This window comes from Affinundibacterium macrobrachii (assembly GCF_014652415.1).
Classification (GTDB): domain Bacteria; phylum Pseudomonadota; class Gammaproteobacteria; order Burkholderiales; family Burkholderiaceae_D; genus Undibacterium; species Undibacterium macrobrachii.
Map to the genome: position 1 here is coordinate 344,131 of NZ_BMYT01000002.1, position 21,204 is coordinate 365,334.

Consider the following 21,204-nt stretch of genomic DNA (forward strand, 5'->3'; position numbering starts at 1 on the left):
CTTATTTTTTCGCTGGGCTGACTTTTAAAAGTCGCACGTCGAATATCAAATCTGAATTCGCTGGAATCAAACCATTACCAACCTCACGCGCACCATAGGCAAGCGCCGCTGGAATAATTAAGGTACGTTTGCCGCCAACTTTCATGCCTTGTACGCCAAGATCCCAGCCACGGATAACTTCGCCACCATTGATGGTAAAACTAAATGGCTCGCGTTTGACTGAGCTATCAAATTCTTTGCCTTTTTGCCCTTTGGCTTTAGGATCGCGCAACCAACCAGTGTAGTGTACCGTGACCGTGTTGCCGCTCTTGGCTTCATCGCCTTTGCCTAATTTGCTGTCGATTTTTTCGATTTCTGGCATTTTGATGACATCGAGTAATTCGATATCGAAAATCAAATCGGCGTCTGGTGGAATTACTCCTTTACCTGCACCACGTGAACCGTAAGCGAGTGTGGAAGGAATCATCAAGGTACGTTTGCCACCAACTTTCATACCGGGCACGCCTTGTTCCCAGCCGCGAATCACACGGCCTTCACCAAGATTGAAACTAAATGGTGCGCGTCCGACCGAGCTATCAAAAGCTTTGCCGCGCTGATTTTCTGCTTGTGGATCACGTAGCCAGCCAGAGTAATGTACGACGACTGTTTTACCGGCGACAGCTTCGATACCTGTGCCAACAACCGTATCGATTTTTTCCAAAACAGGTACTGCTACTGGTGTACTAACTTCTTGACTAACAGCCGCATTGCTGGCGCTGGTTGCGGTCGCACTTGCTACATTTTCTTGCTGCGTTTTTTGTTCAACTTTCTGCTCCGCTTTTTGTTCTGTCTTTTGTTCCTGTGCATGTACAGGATGAATACAAACAGTCGTTGCGAGAGCGATGCTAATCAAGAGTGGTGATTTCATAAGCTTGATATCCTTTGAGTCTTGGTTAATTATTGTAATGGTGTATAGGCCTTAAGCTGTTTGCGTATAAGCCTTGATCTAAGAACGTTTTAGTTTGGCTTCAAACGCCATATCTAATTTGCTGGCCTTACGTGGTGCTTCTTTATTGAGGCTGTTAACGAAGCGAACGAATTCATCGATTTCTAAAGGGGCGCATAATTTTTCTTGGGTTTCTGGATCATGTCCAAGTACCAGATAGAAATGCCCGCTGGCGGTGGAAACCATAGAGTAGGCTGCATTGTTGCTACGCTGTTGTAGTCGTAGAACTGCATTACTCGCTTTGGTGGAACGTGCCATGAAAACCTTCAAGTGAAATCGTAGAAGAAGACGCAGAAATTGCGCCGCAAACTGGTATCGCTAAGCTGCAACATGATAATCTAGTCGCTGGCTTTAGAGAATAGCAGAAGGGTAATCATGTCGATCATTTCACATTACATCAATGGCACCATCGTCAACGCAACAAATGCGCGTAGTCAAGCCGTGTTGAATCCAGCGACTGGCGCGGAAGTCGCACAGGTCGCGTTAGCCGATCAACCTTTAGTTGATCAAGCAGTAGCGGCGGCGAATGCGGCATGGCCAGTATGGTCAGAGACAGCACCTCTGCGGCGCGCACGCGTGATGTTTAAGTTCAAAGAATTGCTGGAACAAAATCAAGAGAAAATTGCTGCGCTCATTACGCGTGAGCACGGTAAGATTTTTTCGGATGCGATGGGTGAAGTGACCCGTGGTATTGAAGTTGTTGAATTTGCTTGTGGTTTGCCGCAACTGTTAAAAACACAGTTCTCAGACAATATCGGTGGCGGCATTGATCACTGGAATATTCGTCAATCGCTTGGTGTGACGGTTGGTATCACACCATTTAATTTTCCTTTTATGGTGCCAATGTGGATGGCGCCACTTGCCATTGCTTGTGGCAATAGTTTTATTCTTAAACCGTCGGAACGTGATCCCTCAGCTTCCTTATTGATCGCTGATTTGCTGCAACAAGCCGGTTTGCCAGATGGTGTTTTCAATGTGGTGCAGGGCGATAAAGTCGCAGTTGATGCCTTGTTGGCACATCCTGATGTCGCTGCGATTTCATTTGTGGGATCGACACCGATTGCCCAGTACATTCATAGCGAAGCGAGTCGTTTAGGAAAACGCGTACAAGCCTTAGGCGGAGCGAAAAATCATTTAGTGGTCATGCCTGATGCAAATCTTGATCAAGCGGTAGACGCATTAATGGGAGCCGCCTACGGTTCGGCAGGCGAGCGTTGTATGGCGATTTCTGTCGCGGTCGCGGTTGGTGAAATCGCCGACGCATTAGTGGCGAAATTGAAGCCACGCGTGCAGGCATTAAAAGTAGGTGATGGGATGGCAGCACAAGTTGAAATGGGGCCGGTAATTAGTGCGGCACATAAGGCGAAGATTGAGAGCATGATCGCTAGCGGCGTGGCGCAAGGAGCGCAGCTCGTAGTTGATGGTCGTGGATTACAAGTGGCAGGTCATGAACAAGGCTTCTTCATTGGCGGCAGTCTATTCGATCATGTGCAGGAGGGTATGCAGATTCATCGTGAAGAAATTTTCGGACCGGTGTTATGCGTAGTTCGTGTTCCTGATTTCAGTGCGGCGCTCGATCTAATTAATCGTCACGAGTTTGGTAATGGCGTGTCCTTATTCACTGCCGATGGTAATACCGCGCGGGAATTTTCTCGTCGAGTGCAGGTTGGTATGGTCGGAATTAATGTGCCCATTCCGGTACCGATGGCATGGCACTCATTTGGCGGTTGGAAGCGTTCTTTGTTTGGCGATATGCACGCTTATGGCGAAGAAGGAATTCGCTTCTATACGCGCTATAAATCAGTAATGCAGCGGTGGCCGGACAGCATTGTGAAAGGAGCGGAGTTCACGATGCCTGTAGCGAAATAGAGATTTGATACGTAAGCGATTTAAAAAGCCAGAACTGCGAATATCAGCGCATTGCTCTGGCTAAGTGTGACTAAAACTAACAAGCCGTGTAGTTACCTGGATCAACTTCAAGCATTTTGGTAATTTTGAGATAGTTCTTGATTCGCATTTGTTGTTGCTTGTAGCCGATATTGTCGACAGGTTTTGAGCATTCGAGCGCACCATTGATGCTGCGTACAGTTTCACCAAAGCCTAATTTTTGTTTCATCGCAACATGGCTTGGTAGTGGGCCTGAGCCTTTGATTTCCATCCAATACCAAAGTGCGGTTTTCCACGCAACGGCTGGATCGCGTGAAACCATATCTGGATCATTTAATAGATCTAAGCCAAGTGCCTTGCCTGCCAGTGCGTAATTAAAATTCCAACTTAGTTGAATAGGGCCGCGTCCAAAGTATTGTTTACCTGGAGCGCAGGGTACGCCTTGTTTATCGTTGCAGTAGTGATCGTGCACGCTTTTATCAAGCTCGTTTATCGCTTGTAGTTCTATTGATTCATGCATGATATTGGCGAGAAAAGCTGCGACTTCTCGCTTGTTTTCTGCTTCGCTGCCGAAGTTACCAAATTCGGGATAAGCTTTAATCGCTTCTTGTAAACCTGCATAGGTGTAGAACGGTATGCGCTTGGGAAATAATTGTTCAAATTGCGCTTCGCTAATCATAAAGCCAGGTGCTTTTTCTGATTTTGTTGGTGTGAGATGACACGCTGATAGGCTGATTGCAATTAAGGCGGCACTGACGGCACTGAGAGTAGAGAGGTATTTCATCGGATCTTTAACTTTCTAACGCGTGTTGAGAATCGGTTTGAAAACAAGCGAGCTTAGCTTAATCAAAGATTTATCAGAATGCAAAGAAGTGGTATTGAACTATGAAAAATTATATGCAGAGTCGCTGTTCAGAGTCGATTAAGCTCGAATCTGAACTTGTACAGACGAAAAAAATGGCGAACCGAAGTCCGCCATTTTTAAGCTTACGTACTAAGAATAAGAACTAATTCAATTAGAACTTAATCGTCGCACCTACACTGAAATAACGACCAACTGCGTCGTAGTATTGTGGGAAGGTGTTACCACTATTAGTACCAGTAGAACCAATCGTAGAACCAACAACTGGTGGCAACTTGTTAGCTGCATTGTTAACACTCAAGTTCAAGCGGATGTTTTTGTTGAAGTTCCAAACTGCGCTCAAATCGAAGTAGCTATATGCATCAATTTTTGCGTAAGCTGGCAAGAAGTTGGTGCCACCTGGTTCTTCAATTACACCACTCACATAACGCCAGTTATAGCCAAATACGAATTCACCCACAGTCCATGCTGTACGTTGGTTGAATTTGTTTTTGTATGTTGGGCCACCGCAAGCGACAGAGTAGTAGCCTAAGCAATTGCGATCAACAGAAGCTGGTGTTGGTTGAGCGTGATATGACGTAGTTTTGTTCAAGTCAAAGCCCAAATCCAAACGACCATGTTTCGCATCCAGACCCAAGACTGTCATTGGCATTTGGTACTTGACACTCAAATCGTAGCCAGCAGTACTTTGTGTACCGAGGTTAGACAAAGTTGTCACGACACCTTTAGAGTCTGTGCCGTTGAAGCTACCATTTGCTGTGCTACGGAATACCAATGCGCATGACGCGTTCATCGTCAAACTTGGGTTGAATTTCGTAGAGTAGCAGCCATCCAATACGTCAGTGGTAGTTGGAGAAGAGATCGCCTTAGTGATATCGATTTTGTAGTAATCGAGGCTGATTGCCAATTTTGGCAAAGGCTCAATCACGAAACCGATTGTTTTGGTTTTCGCTTCTTCAGGTCCGAGGTTAGGATTACCACCAGTTTGACGGTTAATTTGACCAGCAGAAGGTTTGTCGAGTGAACCGATAACACTAGCTGGAACGCCAGTTAAACGGCACAAATTAGACAAAGTTCCTGCAGTGTTGGCTTCTGCAGCATTGATCAAATTCAATTGGCATGGATCTGTTGCCAAGTTACTCAAACCAGTTGTTTGTGGTGCAAACATTTCGTTGACGTTTGGTGCGCGAGTCGCCAATTGAACCATACCGCGGAAACGGATAGATTTCACTGGTGCCCATTCACCACCGTATTTGTAGCTACCATAGTCTTGTGAATTTTTCGCTGTTTCGAAATTCGTTTGACGATAACCTAATTCCAAATTCAAAGCACGTGCGAAAGGCAAATCTTTGAGCAATGGAACCAACGCTTCAACTGCATACTCTTTCAATTTGAAAGTACCAGTACGATCTGGTGTAGGTGCACCAGTACCGAGTACCTCGCCTTGCAATTGTGATGCCGCATCAGATTTTGTATAGGCAGTTACTTTACGTTGTTCGGTACTTACCGCTACTTGGATTGGTTGTTTTGCCCAAGGGCTGCGGATATTACCCAAGTCACCTGTAGTCGATACCGCTGCAACATCTTGTTCAACACCTTGCATCAAAATCGCGCTTTGGTTGATGAAGTTAGCTTGTTCTGGCGTAATCGAACCAGCTGCACCCCATACGTTCAAAGGTACGCAACCATTTGACGCGTCAACGCATTTACCTGCGGCGACAGAATTCAAAGCTTGCTTAACTTTGGATAATGAGCCCCAGTTCTTACGAATTTGAGTTTGATCTGCTGTACCACGGCTCCAGTACGCGTCATAGCTCCAAGAACCAGCGATTTCACCTTTCGAACCTAAAGTGTATTGCAATGTTTTGTTATCGAAATCGTTGAAGCGTGGACCCAATTCAGTAATACGACGACCGATCGTCAATGGAACGATAGTTGAATTACCAACTACGCAATCCGCAGCTGCAATACCACGACGTTGACATAATTGTTCACGTGCAGCAGCTGGAATAAATGGATTGCCGATAGGTACATTGAACGTGTTATTGAAGGTACCTGATTCAGCCAAAGTAGAAGCTACTTTACTCGCTGTGTAAAACATCTCGCCATAAACTTCAAAATTATCATTAATTTTGTAGTTAGCTAAAGAAGTTGCTTGTGAGCGATCCAAGCCCGTTACGTAGTAATTGAGCGGGTTAAAGTTGTACAAGCCAACTGGTTGTACCAATTTGCCCGTTGCTGGATCGATTTGCCAAGTACCAGCCAATGCGTCCGTACCGCCTGTACCTTTGGTGGTGGACATCGCTGCTGGCACTGTTGTGCCGGAACCATCAGGAGCGCCTGTTACTGAGTTCAACGCGCTCAGACCATAAGAGCGTGTACCTTGTGTCAAAGGATCAGATTTAGTACGACCTAAGCTCAATACCACATTGCCACGGCCTTCGTCTAAGCTTGCACCCATGGTGACGTCAGTACGGTAACGTTGTGCATCACCTTTGCTAGTTGTACCGTAAGAGGAGTTAACTTCGAAACCTTGGAAATTCTTTTTTAAATTGAAGTTAGCAACACCGGAAACAGCATCTGCACCGTAAACTACGGATGCACCACCAGTGACCAAATCAACGCGGCTTAATAAAGCAACAGGAATTGAGTTGGTATCAACTGTACCGCTCAAGTCGTAAGGAACGATACGACGACCGTTCACCAATACCAAAGTACGGTTAGAACCCAAACCACGCAAATCAATTGTTGCTGCACCACCGGAGCCATTGTTGGTACCTGGACCAATCGCTGGAACCGCAGCTGGTAAGCCTTTGAAGAATTCTTCAACAGCTACTGGCTGTGAAGATTTGATTTCTTCTGCAGTGATGGAACCGATAGGGCTATTTGATGTCGTACCAGGGGAGGTAATGCGTGTACCAGTAACAACAACAGTTTCAACTTTTTTGTCTTGTGCCATTGCTGGTAAAGCCATCGCGCCCATACTCGCGACAACACCACCTGTAAACATCAGTCGCATAGAACGCGACAAGATTTTTTCAATCATTTAGTACTCCTTGTGGATATGATGATTTTTTTGAGGAACTGCACCATTTGTTGATAATTGTGAGATTTGCTACTTCCCTCTTGCGTTATCTTTCTTTCAGCACGTCTTTATTGCGTGTCTTTGATTGCATACACTAGCTTTAGTAGATGCAGGCGCAATGAGACCATTTCCACTTACGTCATGTCAATTAAAGATACTGTTCTGTTTGAGCGATACAACAGTGTTTTTCGCCGTAGAAAAAGAGTGTTGTTTTTGTAGTTAATTTGCGGCAATTCGATTGATTTTTCGGTGCTTTCGTGAGCGTAGACTGCGGTTTTTGTTGCATAGTGAATGAGCTTATTTGTTCGAACTTAATTCTGTTTTTTTGCCAATTTTTGCTTATGTGGGAGTCATGTGTTTGACTATGTATTGTTAGGTTTCGCAGCTTTTTTTGCTGGATTTATTGATGCGGTGGTTGGCGGTGGTGGTTTGATTCAGTTGCCAGCCTTATTTTCGGTTTTCCCTGGCGCTGCTCCTGCCAGTTTGTTGGGTACCAGTAAATTTGCTGGCGTATGGGGAACATCCGTTGCAGCGGTAAATTATGTGAAAGCTGTGCGCTTGCCTTGGGCAGTGATTGTTCCTGCATGTGTTGCAGCTTTCGCTTTTTCATTTCTTGGCGCGATCACCGTTACACATATACCTCCAACTTATCTTCGGAAGGCATTGCCGTTCATTCTAGTTGCGATAGCAATATATACGTTTTGGAAAAAGGATTTAGGCACACAATCTAAGCTCATGTACTCTGGTCGACAAGAGCTTTACTTGGCATTGTTGGTTGGGTGTGCGATCGGTTTTTATGATGGATTCTTTGGGCCTGGTACTGGTAGCTTTTTTATCTTCATTTTTGTTCGTGTTTTTGGTTACGATTTTCTGCATGCGTCTGCCTCTGCCAAGGTATTGAATGTAGCTTGCAATGCTGCTGCTTTACTTTGGTTTGGGTTCAGCGGTCACGTTATGTGGATGCTAGGATTGGGTATGGCGGTGTGTGGCGTGATCGGTTCCGTTGTGGGGAGTCGTGTGGCGATTCAGCGGGGTAGTGGATTTGTTCGCATCCTCTTTTTGTTTGTGGTAAGTTGTTTGGTGATGAAAACGTCCTATGATGCTTTTTTGAAGTAGGGATGTTTCACGTGAAACATATAATTAAGGATTCTCGGAGTGTATTTTGAGTCAGTTCACAAATAAAGTGTTTTCTCGTACAAGTTTAGGGGATACAGAAATTCGGCTGCGTGATCTCGGTTTGTCGAGATCAGAGCAGTTGGTCCTGGTTGCGGTTGACCAAGAGATTACTTACGTCACATTGGCAAAAGCCTTCGAGCAAGATGATGCGCTTGATTTGGATTCGGTGCTAGTTACACTGCTTGGTCGAGGATTGATAAGTGAAGTCGTTGAGACAGTGAGAGCTGAGACGTCGAATGTAAATAACAATCCTAGTGCGAGCAAGCTTGATTTAGATGAATTTTATTCTTCTTCATTAGATCCTTTGCATAGTGGGTCTGGCTTGATGGTCGACACGCGCAATAACTTTGTGCGATCAGTTCAAAAACATCCATATAAGCAAGCGAGTATGGATGATGTTGATATTCCCTTGTCGTTAGAGTTGGATACCAAGCTAAGGATTAAGAAGGAAAAGCGTAAGAGCAAGTTAGTTCAGGTATTTCCTGAACCGCCAAAGCCAAAGAAACGTAGGCGCTCAAAGCGTACGAAGGTGGTTCCTGTGAGTAAGTGGCCAATGCGTATCTACGCAGGCTTAACGATTTTGGGCGTGATTTTGTTGGTGTTCGCATTATTTGCTGGTGCTTGAATTTGTTTCACGTGAAACAAATTGTAGGTTTTTTGATTTTTTGTCGAGAGAATCCGGTGTTTGAAAGCTAAAAACTACTATAATCGTGCCTCGCAACTATTTTGCGATATCTTCACCAAGTAACTCCTCCTTGAGCTATCCACATGTTTTATCCAAATGAATTCGATGTCATCGTCGTCGGCGGAGGTCATGCCGGTACAGAAGCTGCGTTGGCTTCCGCCCGCATGGGGCAAAAAACCCTATTGTTGACCCACAATATAGAGACTTTAGGTCAAATGTCTTGCAATCCATCGATCGGTGGAATTGGTAAAGGACATTTGGTTAAGGAAGTTGATGCCATGGGCGGTGCGATGGCGATTGCAACCGACGAAGCAGGTATCCAGTTCCGTATCTTGAACTCGTCTAAAGGACCTGCGGTGCGCGCAACACGTGCACAAGCTGATCGAATTCTATATAAACAAGCGATCCGTAGTCGTCTGGAAAATCAAGAAAATCTATGGATTTTCCAACAAGCGGTCGATGACCTCATGGTGGAGGGTGATCGTGTAGTTGGCGCCGTCACGCAAGTTGGCTTGAAGTTTAAGGCGCGTGCGGTCGTGTTAACTGCGGGTACTTTCTTGGATGGGAAGATCCATGTCGGTCTAAATAGTTACTCCGCTGGTCGTGCAGGTGATCCACCTGCTATCTCATTGTCTAGTCGACTCAAGGAATTGGCTTTGCCGCAAGGGCGATTGAAGACTGGCACACCTCCAAGAATTGATGGCCGCAGTATTGATTTTTCGAAGATGGAAGCCCAGCCGGGTGATCTTGATCCAGTTCCCGTATTCTCAGTAATGGGAAGTGTTGCTATGCATCCGCGACAAATGCCATGCTGGATTACCCATACAAATACAAAAACCCATGACATTATTCGAGCCGGTTTAGATCGTAGCCCGATGTACACTGGTGTAATTGAAGGTGTTGGCCCTCGTTACTGCCCATCGATAGAAGACAAGATTCATCGTTTTTCGGGCAAAGATTCCCATCAGATTTTCCTTGAGCCAGAAGGGCTCACTACCAACGAATTCTATCCAAACGGCATATCAACAAGTTTGCCGTTTGATGTACAGCTCGATCTTGTGCGCTCTATGCAGGGGATGGAGCATGCCTATATTTTGCGTCCTGGCTATGCGATTGAATACGATTACTTTGATCCTCGCGGTCTAAAAACTTCGCTTGAGACACGTGCGATTCAAGGCTTGTTTTTCGCAGGTCAGATCAACGGCACGACAGGGTACGAAGAAGCGGCAGCGCAAGGCATGTTGGCGGGCTTAAATGCAGCATTGCAAACGCAGGGCAAAGAGGCTTGGGTTCCGCGTCGTGACGAAGCTTATCTCGGTGTGTTGGTTGATGATCTTGTGACCAAAGGCGTGCAAGAACCTTACCGTATGTTCACTAGTCGCGCAGAATTCCGCCTCAGTCTGCGTGAAGACAATGCTGATATGCGTTTAACCGAAATTGGTCGCCAATTAGGATGTGTCAGTGACAAACAATGGCAAATGTTCGAAGAAAAACGTGAAGCCGTTTCACGTGAAATGGAAAGATTAAAATCGACTTGGGTCAATCCTCGTATCGTCGAAGATATCGAAGCAGAGCGCGTGGTCGGGAAAGCTTTGGAGCGTGAGTATTCCTTGGCTGATTTATTGCGTCGTCCGCAAGTTACTTATGATCAACTGATGACACTCAAAGGTAAGGAAGGGCAATCTCTGGGTGGTGAAGCGGTCACCGATCCAGCTGTCAAGGAACAGATAGAAATTCAAATCAAATATTCGGGCTATATCGGACGTCAAGCCAAAGAGGTGGAGCGTCAAGCACACTATGAAAATTTGAAAATGCCAACCGACTTTGATTATTTAGAAGTGAATGGTTTGTCGATTGAAGTGAAGCAAAAACTCAATGCGCAGCGACCAGAAACCTTAGGGCAGTGTGGTCGTATCTCTGGTGTGACACCAGCCGCTTTGTCGTTGTTGCTGGTGCATTTGAAAAAACGTGGTTTTAAAGGTTTTGCCAATGCAGCTCCTGCCAATGATGAAGAACTGAATGACAAAGTGGTGGGTGAATAGTTTATGAGTCGTTTCGATAAAGAAGCTCTGGGAAAAGAGTTAAGAGAAGGTATTGCCTCCTTAGGTTTGCCATTGACCGAAGAGCAAGTGGAAAAGATGTTGGCTTACCTTGCTTTGTTGATCAAGTGGAATTCAGTTTATAACCTGACTTCAATCCGTGATCCCCACGATATGGTGAAGCAGCATTTATTGGACTCCTTGTCGGCGGTTCACGCATTTACGCAAGCCAAGAATATTTTGGATGTCGGTTCAGGTGGCGGTTTACCTGGCATCGTTTTAGCGATTGTTTTTCCAACCGCTTCGGTCACGATGATTGATATCGTCAACAAGAAGACCGCATTCTTAACCCAAGTAAAAGCGGAGTTGAAACTCAAAAACGTCACGGTCCATACTGGGCGAGTTGAGCTGCTGAAAGTTGAGCATCAATTTGACGTGATTACTTCCCGTGCCTTTTCTGAACTCAACAACTTCATTAATTGGTCGCATCATTTGTTGGCAGAGAACGGACGTTTTCTCGCCATGAAGGGAGTTTCGCCAACGCAAGAAATTGAACGATTACCAGACGGATGGGCGGTCGAGAGTATTGAACCTTTGCGAGTACCAGGTTTGAATGTGGAAAGACATTTGGTGCATGTGAAGAAATTAGGCTCAGCCAAATAAGTCAGCAAATATAAGTAAGCAAATCAAGTTACACGTGAAACAGCAGTTCTGGGATTTTCTTTTAACCGCAATTATTCTAAAAAGTATCTATGGCTAAAATTTTTTGCGTTGCCAATCAAAAAGGTGGTGTAGGAAAAACTACTACAACGGTCAATCTAGCAGCTGGTTTGGCGAAGCTGGATCAACGCGTTCTGCTGATCGATCTCGATCCTCAAGGCAATGCCACGATGGGGGCAGGTGTCAACAAAGCAAAGATAGAGTTGTCTGTTTATCAAGTTTTGCTTGGTATGGCCGATGTAAAATCTGCCGTAGTAAGATCAGAATCTGGTAAATTTGACATTCTTCCTGCTAACCGCGAGCTTGCTGGCGCTGAAGTCGAAATGGTCGAGTTGGAAAATCGAGATAAGCGTCTGCGCTTAGCCTTAGACGAAGTAGGCGCAGACTACGACTTCGTTTTGATCGATTGTCCGCCGGCATTATCGATGCTGACTTTGAATGGTTTATGCGCTGCAAATGGCGTCATTATTCCTATGCAGTGTGAGTATTACGCACTGGAAGGATTGTCAGATTTGGCCAATACGATCAAGAAAGTGTCTGCGAATTTGAATCCTGATTTAAAAATTGTTGGATTACTGCGCGTGATGTTTGACCCACGCATGACTTTGTCGCAGCAAGTCTCGGACCAATTGGAGCAACATTTTGGTGACAAAGTATTTAAGACCGTGATCCCGCGCAATGTGCGCTTGGCAGAAGCGCCATCGTATGGAATCCCTGGTGTCGTGTTTGACCCATCCTCCAAAGGAGCGCAAGCCTATATCGCCTTCGGCGCAGAGATGGTGGAAAGAATTAAAGCAATCGATAAAAAATAATTTTATTTTAAGTATGAACATGGCAATCAAAAAACAAAAAGGCTTGGGGCGTGGCTTAGACGCTTTACTCGATGGTGCAGGGGATTTTGCTGAAGCGGTACCGACAGTGGTTGGAGCTCCAACCAGCTTGCCAGTAACACAAATGCAAGCGGGTAAATATCAACCGCGTACGCGTATGGATGAAGGCGCATTGGCCGAATTAGCAGCCTCCATTAAAGCGCAAGGTTTGATGCAACCCATTTTGGTTCGTCCTATCGGTCAAGCGAATGGCGTCACCAAATATGAAATCATCGCCGGTGAGCGTCGATTCCGTGCTTCCCAATTAGCTGGATTAACAGAGGTTGCGGTCTTGGTGAAAGATGTGGACGATCAAGCTGCGGCAGCAATGGCGTTGATCGAAAACATTCAACGCGAAGATCTCAATCCACTCGAAGAAGCGCAAGGTATCCATCGTTTGATCTCTGATTTCACATTCACCCATGAACAAGCGGCAAACGCGGTTGGGCGCTCAAGAAGTGCCGTATCGAACTTGCTGCGTTTATTGAATTTAGCGCGACCAGTGCAAACCATGTTGATGGCAGGTGACATTGATATGGGACACGCACGCGCTCTGCTGGCGGTTGATGCGGCAACACAGATTCAATTGGCGAATCAAGTCGTCGCGAAACGCATGTCGGTGCGAGACACTGAGAAGTTGGTCGCTAAAACGACGGCTGAACTTGCTGCACCAAGCAAACAAAAAGACAAAGCCGAAAAGTCACGTGATATTACTCAACTCGAAGAAGAGTTGTCGGATTTATTGGCAACACAAGTCACTTTGAAAATGGGAAGCAAGGGTCGTGGTCAAATGGTCATTGATTTTGCCGATCTTGATTCTTTAGACGGCGTGATATTAAAGATTCGCGGTCAATGAGTTTTGCTGCACGAGATTTTGAAGTCAAAGTATTAAGTTTGCCGATAATCCTCGGCAAACTTGCTAAATAGTCGAACAGTATTGGGCAAACGAAATTTAAAACAGAATTTGTTGCGTTGCATCAAACGTTTGACCTTGCTTATACATGCACGTATAATTCCGTGGCTTTGGAAAATCTGCCCAAAAATGCGCAAAACCCGCACCAAAATTGCGTTGGAGCAGCACCAAAATAGATCACACAAAACATCAAGCTAGCGATAAAACGCTAAAACGCAGCAAATAAAAAGAATTAAAAAGCAGCGTTTTTTGATGAAAAACGAAAATTTGTTGTAAAAACTGGGGAGTGGCATGGCGCGCATTATCCTGTTGCAAATTGCAGCAGCTTTCATCGTGGCGCTCGTGGCCTTATTAGTGTCTGGTCTCTCCGCTGGTTTATCCGCTTTGCTCGGCGGTCTCTGTTGCGCGCTTCCGAACGCGTTTTTTGCTTTACGCTTGTTAAGTAGCGTACGAAAACTCGGCGGTGCCAACCCGATGAATTTTTTTGTCGGTGAGTTTATAAAAATTGCACTGACCATTGCTCTCATGGGAGCGGTGGTTTTGTTTTACCCCGGATTGAATTGGCTGGCGTTTCTCGCTGCATTCATCGTGGTAATGAAAAGTTATTTAATACTACTCTTTAGGCATTGATTATGAGCGCATCAGAAAACGCCCCAACCCCGTCAGAATATATATCCCATCATCTTGGGCATTTAAATAATGCCAACCAACAGCAAACAGCGTTGGTGGATATGTCTTATATCAACTACGACACCATCATTTGGTCGGTGTTCTGTGGTTTGGTAGCAATTATTTTGATGTACATGGCATCCCGTAAGGCAACTTCTGGTGTTCCAGGCCGTTTCCAATGCGCGATTGAAATGATTGTTGAGATGGTTAATGATCAAGCAAAAAGCATTGTCCACGGTAATGTTTCCTTCATCGCACCAATGGCTTTGACTGTATTCATGTGGGTTTCTTTAATGAACGCAATGGACTTCTTGCCAGTCGATTTGTTCTCCGTTTGGTTGTTCCCATTATTGGGTATTGACACCCATACTTATCACCGTGTTGTTCCAACTGCTGATTTGAATGGTACTTTGGGTATCTCCGTTGGCGTATTCATGTTGATGATGTACTACTCAGTCAAGATTAAAGGTGCAGGCGGCTTCATTAAAGAATTGTGTACAGCACCGTTCGGTCCAATGATGTTGCCATTCAATATTATGTTGAACGTGGTTGAATACGCAGCTAAGACCTTCTCACTCGGTATGCGACTGTTCGGTAATATGTTCGCTGGTGAGTTGTTATTCTTGTTGATCGCTTTGCTCGGTGCTTACAGCCATTTTGGCGGTATCGGACAATTGATTGCTGGTTCGATTTGGGCAATCTTCCACATTTTGATCGTATTCTTGCAAGCCTTTATTTTCATGATGTTGACTTTGGTGTACATGGGTCAATCTCACGAGGCGCATTAATTTAGAGCAGTAGTTGAGCAGTAATATTGGTTTGTATCGAATTTAGTTTTTTGGTTTTAGTTTTTGGTTTTGGTATTTTAATTTTTTAACTTTTAGGGAGTTTTCTCATGACTAACGTCGCATTTGTAGCTTTGGCTTGTGGTTTGATCATTGGTTTGGGCGCTTTGGGTGCTTGTATCGGTATCGCTATGATGGGTGGTAAATATTTGGAAGCGTCTGCTCGTCAACCAGAATTGATGGACAAGTTGCAAGGCAAAATGTTGTTGTTGGCTGGTTTGATCGACGCTGCGTTCATTATCGGTGTTGGTATCGCGATGTTCTTCGCAACTGCGAACCCATTCCAAGGTTAATTTAATTTCCTTTTTCTACCGCAGCGTTGGTCAGCAGATCGGCGCTAGCGGAACGATAATTCACACAAGGAAACGACGATGAATCTGAATCAAACTATGTGGTACCAAGCTGGGGTGTTTTTCATCCTAGCTTTGTTTACCATGAAATTCGTTTGGCCACCATTGATTGGTGCCATCGATGCACGTATGAAAAAAATCGCAGACGGCCTAGCTGCTGCGGATCAAGGGCGAATTGCAGTCGAGGAAGGTAAGAAACAAGCACAACTCGAATTGGCTAAGGCTCGTGAAGAAGGCTTAAAACAGGTTGCGAATGCTGAAAAGTATGGCCAATCAATCGTTGAAGAAGCTAAGAATGCTGCTAGTGCAGAAGCTGCGCGTATCATCGCTGCCGCTCAAGCAGAAGCTGCTAATCAAGTCACAAAAGCACGCGAAGAATTGCGCGACCAAGTTGCCGCTTTGGCAGTAAAAGGTGCAGAGCAAATTTTGAAACGTGAGGTTAACGCTTCTGCTCATGCAGATTTGTTGAACCAATTGAAGACTGAGCTGTAATCATGGCAGAACTCGCAACGATCGCTCGTCCTTACGCAGAAGCGTTGTATCGCGTTGCTAAGTCCGGTAACTTGTCCGCTTGGTCGGAACTGGTTGCTGAGATGGCGCAAGCCGCAGCGCATCCCGATGTAGTGGCTCTTGCACACAACCCCAAAGTCTCCGCAGCGCAAACTGCGGAGGCTTTCTTGTCCGTGTTGAAGTCTCCTGTAACTGCTGAAGCAAAAAACTTCGTGCTTACATTGACTGAATATGACCGTTTAACCGCTTTGCCAGAAATCGCTGTGCAATTTCATGCTTTGCAAAATGCCGATGCTGGCTCCGCAGATGCTGAAATCACAAGTGCGTTTGAAATGACAGATGCGCAGGTTAGCGAATTGGCGGCAACACTGGAAAAGAAATTTGGTCGCAAACTGCACCCAACCGTGAAGGTAGACTCTTCCTTGATCGGTGGTGTGCGTATCGTGGTTGGTGATCAAGTGTTAGATACTTCGGTTCGTGCCAAGCTGCAACAGATGCACAACGCTTTGACAGCTTAATGCTGTTCAAGTACTGAAACAATTTTAGGAGTTAGTATGCAACTCAACCCATCAGAAATCAGCGAGTTGATCAAGAGCCGTATTCAAGGCCTTGGCGACGGTGCTGAGATTCGTAATCAAGGTACGGTTATTTCCGTTACCGACGGCATCTGCCGCATCCACGGTTTGTCCGATGCGATGCAAGGTGAGATGTTGGAATTCCCAGGCAATACATTTGGTTTGGCTTTGAACTTGGAACGTGATTCCGTTGGTGCCGTTATTCTCGGTGACTACGAGCACATCTCTGAAGGCGACACAGTGAAATGTACTGGTCGTATTTTGGAAGTTCCTATCGGTCCAGAATTGCGCGGCCGTGTAGTTAACGCATTGGGTCAACCAATCGACGGAAAAGGTCCTATCAATGCAAAATTGTCTGCGCCAATCGAAAAGATTGCTCCAGGCGTTATTGCACGTCAATCCGTTTCTCAACCATTGCAAACTGGTTTGAAGTCTATCGACTCCATGGTTCCAGTTGGTCGTGGTCAACGTGAATTGATCATTGGCGATCGTCAAACTGGTAAAACAGCGGTAGCGATTGACTCCATCATCAATCAAAAAGGTCAAGGCGTTACTTGTATCTATGTAGCGATTGGTCAAAAAGCATCTTCCGTTAAAAACGTTGTGCGCGCTTTAGAAGCACACGGCGCGATGGAATACACCATCGTTGTTGCGGCAACTGCAGCTGAATCTGCAGCGATGCAATACGTTTCTGCGTACTCTGGTTGCGCAATGGGTGAGTACTTCCGTGATCGCGGTGAAGACGCATTGATCGTTTATGATGATTTGTCTAAACAAGCGGTTGCTTACCGTCAAGTTTCCTTGTTGTTGCGCCGTCCACCAGGCCGTGAAGCTTACCCAGGTGACGTGTTCTATTTGCACTCACGTTTGTTAGAGCGCGCAGCACGTGTTAACCCTGACTACGTAGAAGCATTCACTAACGGTGAAGTTAAAGGTAAGACAGGTTCATTGACAGCATTGCCTATCATTGAAACACAAGCTGGTGACGTTTCTGCTTTCGTTCCAACTAACGTCATTTCGATTACTGACGGCCAGATCTTCTTGGAAACTTCTTTGTTTAACGCAGGTATTCGTCCAGCGATTAACGCGGGTATTTCCGTGTCTCGCGTTGGTGGTGCTGCTCAAACTAAAGTTATTAAGAACTTGTCCGGTGGTATTCGTACTGACTTGGCGCAGTATCGCGAATTGGCTGCGTTTGCGCAGTTCGCATCTGACTTGGATGAAGCAACCCGTAAGCAATTGGATCGTGGTGCACGCGTAACTGAATTGTTGAAACAAGCTCAGTACGCACCATTGTCAATTTCTTTGATGGCAGTGACTTTGTTCGCAGTGAACAAAGGTTTCTTGGATGACGTACCTGTGAAGAAAGTATTGGCTTTCGAAGCTGGCGTACACAACTTCATGAAAACAAGTCACGCAGCTTTGTTGCAAAAGATTGAAGAGACTAAGCAATTGGACAAAGATGGCGAAGCTGCCATGGCTGCTGCAATCGCTGATTTCAAAAAATCCGGCGCATTTTAATTTACCGTAGCTAGAAGGAGTCAATACTCATGGCTGTAGGTAAAGAGATACGTGGCAAGATCAAAAGCGTAGAGAATACGAAGAAGATCACGAAAGCGATGGAAATGGTCGCTGCTTCTAAAATGCGTAAAGCGCAGGACAGAATGCGTGCGGCTCGTCCGTACAGTGAAAAAATTCGTACGATCACAGCAAACTTGTCACAGGCCAACCCAGAGTACACGCATCCTTTCATGGTTCAACAAGATCAAGCTAAGAAAATTGGCTTGATCGTTGTGACAACCGATAAGGGTTTGTGCGGTGGCTTGAATACCAACGTTTTGCGTTTGGTCACCAACAAGATGCGTGAACTCGAAGGTAAGGGTTCAAAAATTGAAGCGGTCGCGATTGGTAATAAAGGTCTCGGCTTCCTGAATCGCGTAGGTGCGAAAGTTGTGTCACATGCGACACAATTGGGTGATACACCTCACCTCGATAAATTGATTGGTCCAGTGAAGTTGTTACTGGATGCGTATCAGGAAGGCAAGCTCGATGCGGTTTATTTGAGCTACACCAAATTCATTAACACCATGAAGCAAGAACCGGTGGTTGAGCAATTATTGCCTCTGACATCGGACAAGCTGGAAACAAATAAAGCTTCCCATTCTTGGGACTATATTTACGAACCAGATGCAGCTGCGGTGATCGATGAATTGTTGGTACGTTATGTTGAAGCACTGATTTATCAAGCAGTTGCAGAAAATATGGCGTCTGAACAATCGGCACGCATGGTGGCGATGAAGTCAGCTAGCGATAACGCAGGTAACGTGATTGGTGAGTTGAAACTGGTTTATAACAAAACCCGTCAAGCTGCAATTACGAAAGAGCTCTCCGAGATCGTCGCCGGCGCGGCAGCGGTCTAAACGAATTTTAATATTATTGAAGGAACGAACATGGCTAATGGCAAAATCGTTCAGTGTATCGGCGCTGTTGTGGACGTTGAATTTCCACGCGACGCGATGCCTAAGGTTTACGATGCCTTGAAAATGGAAGGCTCCGATCTGACATTGGAAGTCCAACAGCAATTGGGTGACGGTATCGTCCGTACGATTGCTTTGGGTACATCTGATGGCTTGCGTCGTGGCATGATGATTAGCAACACAGGTAAACCAATTATGGTTCCAACCGGCAAAGCAACATTGGGCCGTATTATGGACGTATTGGGTAACCCAATTGATGAATGTGGTCCGGTTAGCCGTGAATCACAAGCATCGATTCACCGTAAAGCACCTGCTTACGACGAACTCTCTCCATCGCAAGAATTGTTGGAAACCGGTATCAAAGTTATTGACTTGGTTTGCCCATTTGCGAAGGGTGGTAAAGTTGGTTTGTTCGGTGGTGCGGGTGTTGGTAAGACCGTTAACATGATGGAATTGATCAACAACATCGCTAAAGCACACAGTGGTTTGTCCGTGTTTGCTGGTGTTGGTGAACGTACTCGTGAAGGTAATGACTTCTACCACGAAATGGCTGACGCTAACGTGGTTAACTTGGAAAAGCCTGAAGATTCCAAAGTAGCGATGGTGTACGGTCAGATGAATGAACCACCAGGTAACCGTTTGCGCGTTGCTTTGACTGGTTTGACGATCGCTGAAGGTTTCCGTGACGAAGGTAAAGACGTGTTGTTCTTCGTCGATAACATCTATCGTTACACATTGGCTGGTACTGAAGTTTCCGCGTTGTTGGGCCGTATGCCTTCCGCGGTAGGTTACCAACCAACTTTGGCTGAAGAAATGGGCCGTTTGCAAGAACGTATTACTTCCACTAAGACTGGTTCTATTACTTCTATTCAAGCGGTTTACGTTCCAGCGGATGACTTGACAGATCCATCTCCAGCGACAACCTTTGCTCACTTGGATTCCACCGTTGTTTTGTCTCGTGACATCGCATCTTTGGGTATCTATCCAGCGGTTGATCCATTGGATTCCACATCTCGTCAGTTGGACCCACAAGTGGTTGGTCAAGAGCACTATGAAACAGCACGCGCTGTTCAAGGTACTTTGCAACGCTACAAAGAATTGCGTGACATTATCGCGATTTTGGGTATGGACGAATTGGCCCCTGAAGATAAGTTGATCGTTGCTCGTGCACGTAAGATGCAACGTTTCTTGTCTCAGCCTTTCCACGTTGCTGAGGTATTTACTGGTTCTCCAGGTAAATACGTTTCACTGAAAGATACAATCAAAGGCTTCAAGATGATTGCATCCGGTGAACTCGATCACTTGCCAGAACAAGCGTTCTACATGGTAGGTACAATCGACGAAGCGATCGAAAAAGCGAAGAAAATGGCAGCTTAATTATTCTTTCCCCTGGGGGGAAAGAGTGACCTCTCCCTCCCCTTCAAGGGGAGGGGCGGGGTGGGGATGGGGTAGCATCGAGTTACTTAAGGCATCTTGAGTGCTTCAATTAGACCCCCATCCCCCTCCCGACCTCCCCCTTGAAGGGGGAGGAGTGGTTAAAGCAAATTAAAAAGGTTAGCACATGGCACATACTATTCACGTTGACGTGGTTTCTGCAGAAGAGAGCATCTTTTCTGGCGAAGCTGAATTCGTCGCGTTGCCGGGTGAATCAGGTGAATTGGGTATTTATCCAAAACACACACCATTGATCACACGTATTAAGCCAGGCGCGGTACGCATTAAGATTGCAGGTCAATCCGAAGACGAATTTGTATTCGTTGCAGGTGGTATCCTGGAAGTTCAGCCTGATGCGGTTACAGTGTTGGCAGATACGGCGATTCGTGGACATGATCTTGATGAAGCGAAAGCCGCTGAAGCTAAGAAATTGGCAGAAGAAGCTTTGGTTAATCGCGATGCAGGCATCGATTACGCGCAAGCGCAAGCCGAGTTGGCATCTGCGATCGCGCAATTGGCAGCGATTCAGAAATTACGTTCGAAGCGTTAATTCTGTAAAGTTTTTCTTTGCAGAAGCAGTAAAGTGGTTTTAATATAGAAGAGGCAGCTAAGGCTGCCTTTTTCTTTTTTCGCCCTCTAATTAATTGGATTTCCAACTATGAGCGACACCGAAACAGAAACACAAATCGACGCACAAACGAATGCGCAGATTGATGATTTATTGAACCAGGCAAAAATCATTGCGATCGTTGGGATCTCGAATAAACCAGAGCGCGATAGCTTTAAAGTTGCACAGTACTTAAAAGAGCACAATTATCAAATCCTGGCGATTAATCCCTTGTTGCAGGGACAGACAATTTTAGGCGAGCCTTGCTATGCGAGTCTGAGTGAAGCGAAACAGCAGAGCGGGATGGAAATTGATATTGTTGATTGTTTCCGCAAAGCGGACGATATTCCACCGATCGTTAGCGAAGCCATTACAGTTGGTGCAAAAGCAGTTTGGATGCAGCTAGAAATTACGAATGAAGATGCGGCTGCGCAAGCGCGTTCAGCGGGTTTGGCAGTCGTGATGAATCGTTGTACGAAGATTGAACATAAACGCCTACACAACATCACCGATTAA

The 21,204-nt window shown here is 45.6% G+C and carries 21 protein-coding genes; 17 read left to right on the plus strand and 4 right to left on the minus strand.

Translation table 11 applies throughout. The features are described 5' to 3' along the window. Position 1: 1 nt before the first annotated feature. Positions 2-907, minus strand: coding sequence for an FKBP-type peptidyl-prolyl cis-trans isomerase (locus IE103_RS18575; RefSeq protein ID WP_189345378.1), 906 nt, complete (start codon positions 905-907; stop codon positions 2-4). A gap of 78 nt (positions 908-985) precedes the next feature. Continuing rightward, a complete protein-coding gene (locus IE103_RS07280; RefSeq protein ID WP_189345379.1) occupies positions 986-1,243 on the minus strand; it encodes a hypothetical protein in 258 nt (85 codons plus the stop codon). A gap of 117 nt (positions 1,244-1,360) precedes the next feature. On the opposite strand from IE103_RS07280, the gene IE103_RS07285 reads away from it, so the two are divergent. After that, positions 1,361-2,854, plus strand: coding sequence for a CoA-acylating methylmalonate-semialdehyde dehydrogenase (locus IE103_RS07285; RefSeq protein ID WP_189345380.1), 1,494 nt, complete (start codon positions 1,361-1,363; stop codon positions 2,852-2,854). 76 nt (positions 2,855-2,930) lie between these two features. Here IE103_RS07285 and IE103_RS07290 read toward each other — a convergent pair whose 3' ends face one another. Both IE103_RS07290 and IE103_RS07295 read right to left on the minus strand, forming a co-directional pair. Next, complete coding sequence (locus IE103_RS07290) at positions 2,931-3,656, minus strand: chitinase (RefSeq protein ID WP_189345381.1); 726 nt, start codon at positions 3,654-3,656, stop codon at positions 2,931-2,933. 232 nt (positions 3,657-3,888) lie between these two features. Further along, positions 3,889-6,780, minus strand: coding sequence for a TonB-dependent receptor domain-containing protein (locus IE103_RS07295; protein WP_189345382.1), 2,892 nt, complete (start codon positions 6,778-6,780; stop codon positions 3,889-3,891). Positions 6,781-7,173: 393 nt separating this feature from the next. On the opposite strand from IE103_RS07295, the gene IE103_RS07300 reads away from it, so the two are divergent. The 16 genes from IE103_RS07300 to IE103_RS07375 all read left to right on the plus strand — a co-directional run bounded on the left by IE103_RS07300 (position 7,174) and on the right by IE103_RS07375 (position 21,204). Then, the gene (locus IE103_RS07300) at positions 7,174-7,935 is read left to right on the plus strand and encodes a TSUP family transporter (protein WP_189345383.1); all 762 of its coding nucleotides are present in this window, start codon (positions 7,174-7,176) and stop codon (positions 7,933-7,935) included. A 46-nt stretch (positions 7,936-7,981) separates the two neighbouring features. Further along, positions 7,982-8,620, plus strand: a complete 639-nt coding sequence (locus tag IE103_RS07305; protein WP_189345384.1) for a hypothetical protein — start codon at positions 7,982-7,984, stop codon at positions 8,618-8,620. A gap of 143 nt (positions 8,621-8,763) precedes the next feature. Then, complete coding sequence (mnmG, locus tag IE103_RS07310) at positions 8,764-10,722, plus strand: tRNA uridine-5-carboxymethylaminomethyl(34) synthesis enzyme MnmG (RefSeq protein WP_189345385.1); 1,959 nt, start codon at positions 8,764-8,766, stop codon at positions 10,720-10,722. A gap of 3 nt (positions 10,723-10,725) precedes the next feature. Further along, positions 10,726-11,382, plus strand: coding sequence for a 16S rRNA (guanine(527)-N(7))-methyltransferase RsmG (gene rsmG, locus IE103_RS07315; protein WP_189345386.1), 657 nt, complete (start codon positions 10,726-10,728; stop codon positions 11,380-11,382). 89 nt (positions 11,383-11,471) lie between these two features. Further along, the gene (locus IE103_RS07320) at positions 11,472-12,251 is read left to right on the plus strand and encodes a ParA family protein (RefSeq protein WP_189345387.1); all 780 of its coding nucleotides are present in this window, start codon (positions 11,472-11,474) and stop codon (positions 12,249-12,251) included. Between the two features lie 19 nt (positions 12,252-12,270). Beyond that, a complete protein-coding gene (locus IE103_RS07325; protein WP_189345388.1) occupies positions 12,271-13,164 on the plus strand; it encodes a ParB/RepB/Spo0J family partition protein in 894 nt (297 codons plus the stop codon). Positions 13,165-13,512: 348 nt separating this feature from the next. After that, complete coding sequence (locus IE103_RS07330) at positions 13,513-13,851, plus strand: ATP synthase subunit I (RefSeq protein ID WP_189345389.1); 339 nt, start codon at positions 13,513-13,515, stop codon at positions 13,849-13,851. Positions 13,852-13,853: 2 nt separating this feature from the next. Continuing rightward, a complete protein-coding gene (gene atpB, locus IE103_RS07335) occupies positions 13,854-14,678 on the plus strand; it encodes a F0F1 ATP synthase subunit A (protein WP_189345390.1) in 825 nt (274 codons plus the stop codon). 107 nt (positions 14,679-14,785) lie between these two features. After that, the gene (atpE, locus tag IE103_RS07340) at positions 14,786-15,028 is read left to right on the plus strand and encodes a F0F1 ATP synthase subunit C (RefSeq protein WP_186891519.1); all 243 of its coding nucleotides are present in this window, start codon (positions 14,786-14,788) and stop codon (positions 15,026-15,028) included. Between the two features lie 78 nt (positions 15,029-15,106). After that, positions 15,107-15,577 carry a F0F1 ATP synthase subunit B gene (locus IE103_RS07345; protein WP_189345391.1) on the plus strand — a complete coding sequence of 157 codons (471 nt, stop codon included), beginning with the start codon at positions 15,107-15,109 and terminating at the stop codon, positions 15,575-15,577. Between the two features lie 2 nt (positions 15,578-15,579). Continuing rightward, positions 15,580-16,113, plus strand: a complete 534-nt coding sequence (locus tag IE103_RS07350; protein ID WP_189345392.1) for a F0F1 ATP synthase subunit delta — start codon at positions 15,580-15,582, stop codon at positions 16,111-16,113. A gap of 36 nt (positions 16,114-16,149) precedes the next feature. Then, complete coding sequence (gene atpA, locus IE103_RS07355; protein WP_189345393.1) at positions 16,150-17,691, plus strand: F0F1 ATP synthase subunit alpha; 1,542 nt, start codon at positions 16,150-16,152, stop codon at positions 17,689-17,691. Positions 17,692-17,720: 29 nt separating this feature from the next. Then, positions 17,721-18,590, plus strand: a complete 870-nt coding sequence (gene atpG / locus IE103_RS07360; protein ID WP_189345394.1) for a F0F1 ATP synthase subunit gamma — start codon at positions 17,721-17,723, stop codon at positions 18,588-18,590. Positions 18,591-18,620: 30 nt separating this feature from the next. Beyond that, positions 18,621-20,024 carry a F0F1 ATP synthase subunit beta gene (gene atpD / locus IE103_RS07365; RefSeq protein ID WP_186917569.1) on the plus strand — a complete coding sequence of 468 codons (1,404 nt, stop codon included), beginning with the start codon at positions 18,621-18,623 and terminating at the stop codon, positions 20,022-20,024. 184 nt (positions 20,025-20,208) lie between these two features. After that, complete coding sequence (locus IE103_RS07370; RefSeq protein ID WP_189345395.1) at positions 20,209-20,631, plus strand: F0F1 ATP synthase subunit epsilon; 423 nt, start codon at positions 20,209-20,211, stop codon at positions 20,629-20,631. 108 nt (positions 20,632-20,739) lie between these two features. Then, entirely contained in the window at positions 20,740-21,204 is a 465-nt protein-coding gene (locus IE103_RS07375) for a CoA-binding protein (RefSeq protein WP_189345396.1), read from the plus strand.

Bases quoted from the DNA above. Each gene is read 5' to 3' on its own strand.
- IE103_RS07375 (WP_189345396.1), top strand. From the start codon at position 20,740: ATGAGCGACACCGAAACAGAAACACAAATCGACGCACAAACGAATGCG.
- atpB (WP_189345390.1), top strand. From the start codon at position 13,854: ATGAGCGCATCAGAAAACGCCCCAACCCCGTCAGAATATATATCCCAT.
- IE103_RS07320 (WP_189345387.1), top strand. From the start codon at position 11,472: ATGGCTAAAATTTTTTGCGTTGCCAATCAAAAAGGTGGTGTAGGAAAA.
- IE103_RS07345 (WP_189345391.1), top strand. From the start codon at position 15,107: ATGAATCTGAATCAAACTATGTGGTACCAAGCTGGGGTGTTTTTCATC.
- IE103_RS07285 (WP_189345380.1), top strand. From the start codon at position 1,361: ATGTCGATCATTTCACATTACATCAATGGCACCATCGTCAACGCAACA.
- IE103_RS07330 (WP_189345389.1), top strand. From the start codon at position 13,513: ATGGCGCGCATTATCCTGTTGCAAATTGCAGCAGCTTTCATCGTGGCG.
- IE103_RS07325 (WP_189345388.1), top strand. From the start codon at position 12,271: ATGGCAATCAAAAAACAAAAAGGCTTGGGGCGTGGCTTAGACGCTTTA.
- IE103_RS07290 (WP_189345381.1), bottom strand. From the start codon at position 3,656: ATGAAATACCTCTCTACTCTCAGTGCCGTCAGTGCCGCCTTAATTGCA.
- IE103_RS07295 (WP_189345382.1), bottom strand. From the start codon at position 6,780: ATGATTGAAAAAATCTTGTCGCGTTCTATGCGACTGATGTTTACAGGT.
- IE103_RS07280 (WP_189345379.1), bottom strand. From the start codon at position 1,243: ATGGCACGTTCCACCAAAGCGAGTAATGCAGTTCTACGACTACAACAG.
- atpD (WP_186917569.1), top strand. From the start codon at position 18,621: ATGGCTAATGGCAAAATCGTTCAGTGTATCGGCGCTGTTGTGGACGTT.
- atpE (WP_186891519.1), top strand. From the start codon at position 14,786: ATGACTAACGTCGCATTTGTAGCTTTGGCTTGTGGTTTGATCATTGGT.
- atpG (WP_189345394.1), top strand. From the start codon at position 17,721: ATGGCTGTAGGTAAAGAGATACGTGGCAAGATCAAAAGCGTAGAGAAT.
- IE103_RS07370 (WP_189345395.1), top strand. From the start codon at position 20,209: ATGGCACATACTATTCACGTTGACGTGGTTTCTGCAGAAGAGAGCATC.
- atpA (WP_189345393.1), top strand. From the start codon at position 16,150: ATGCAACTCAACCCATCAGAAATCAGCGAGTTGATCAAGAGCCGTATT.
- IE103_RS07350 (WP_189345392.1), top strand. From the start codon at position 15,580: ATGGCAGAACTCGCAACGATCGCTCGTCCTTACGCAGAAGCGTTGTAT.
- mnmG (WP_189345385.1), top strand. From the start codon at position 8,764: ATGTTTTATCCAAATGAATTCGATGTCATCGTCGTCGGCGGAGGTCAT.
- IE103_RS18575 (WP_189345378.1), bottom strand. From the start codon at position 907: ATGAAATCACCACTCTTGATTAGCATCGCTCTCGCAACGACTGTTTGT.
- rsmG (WP_189345386.1), top strand. From the start codon at position 10,726: ATGAGTCGTTTCGATAAAGAAGCTCTGGGAAAAGAGTTAAGAGAAGGT.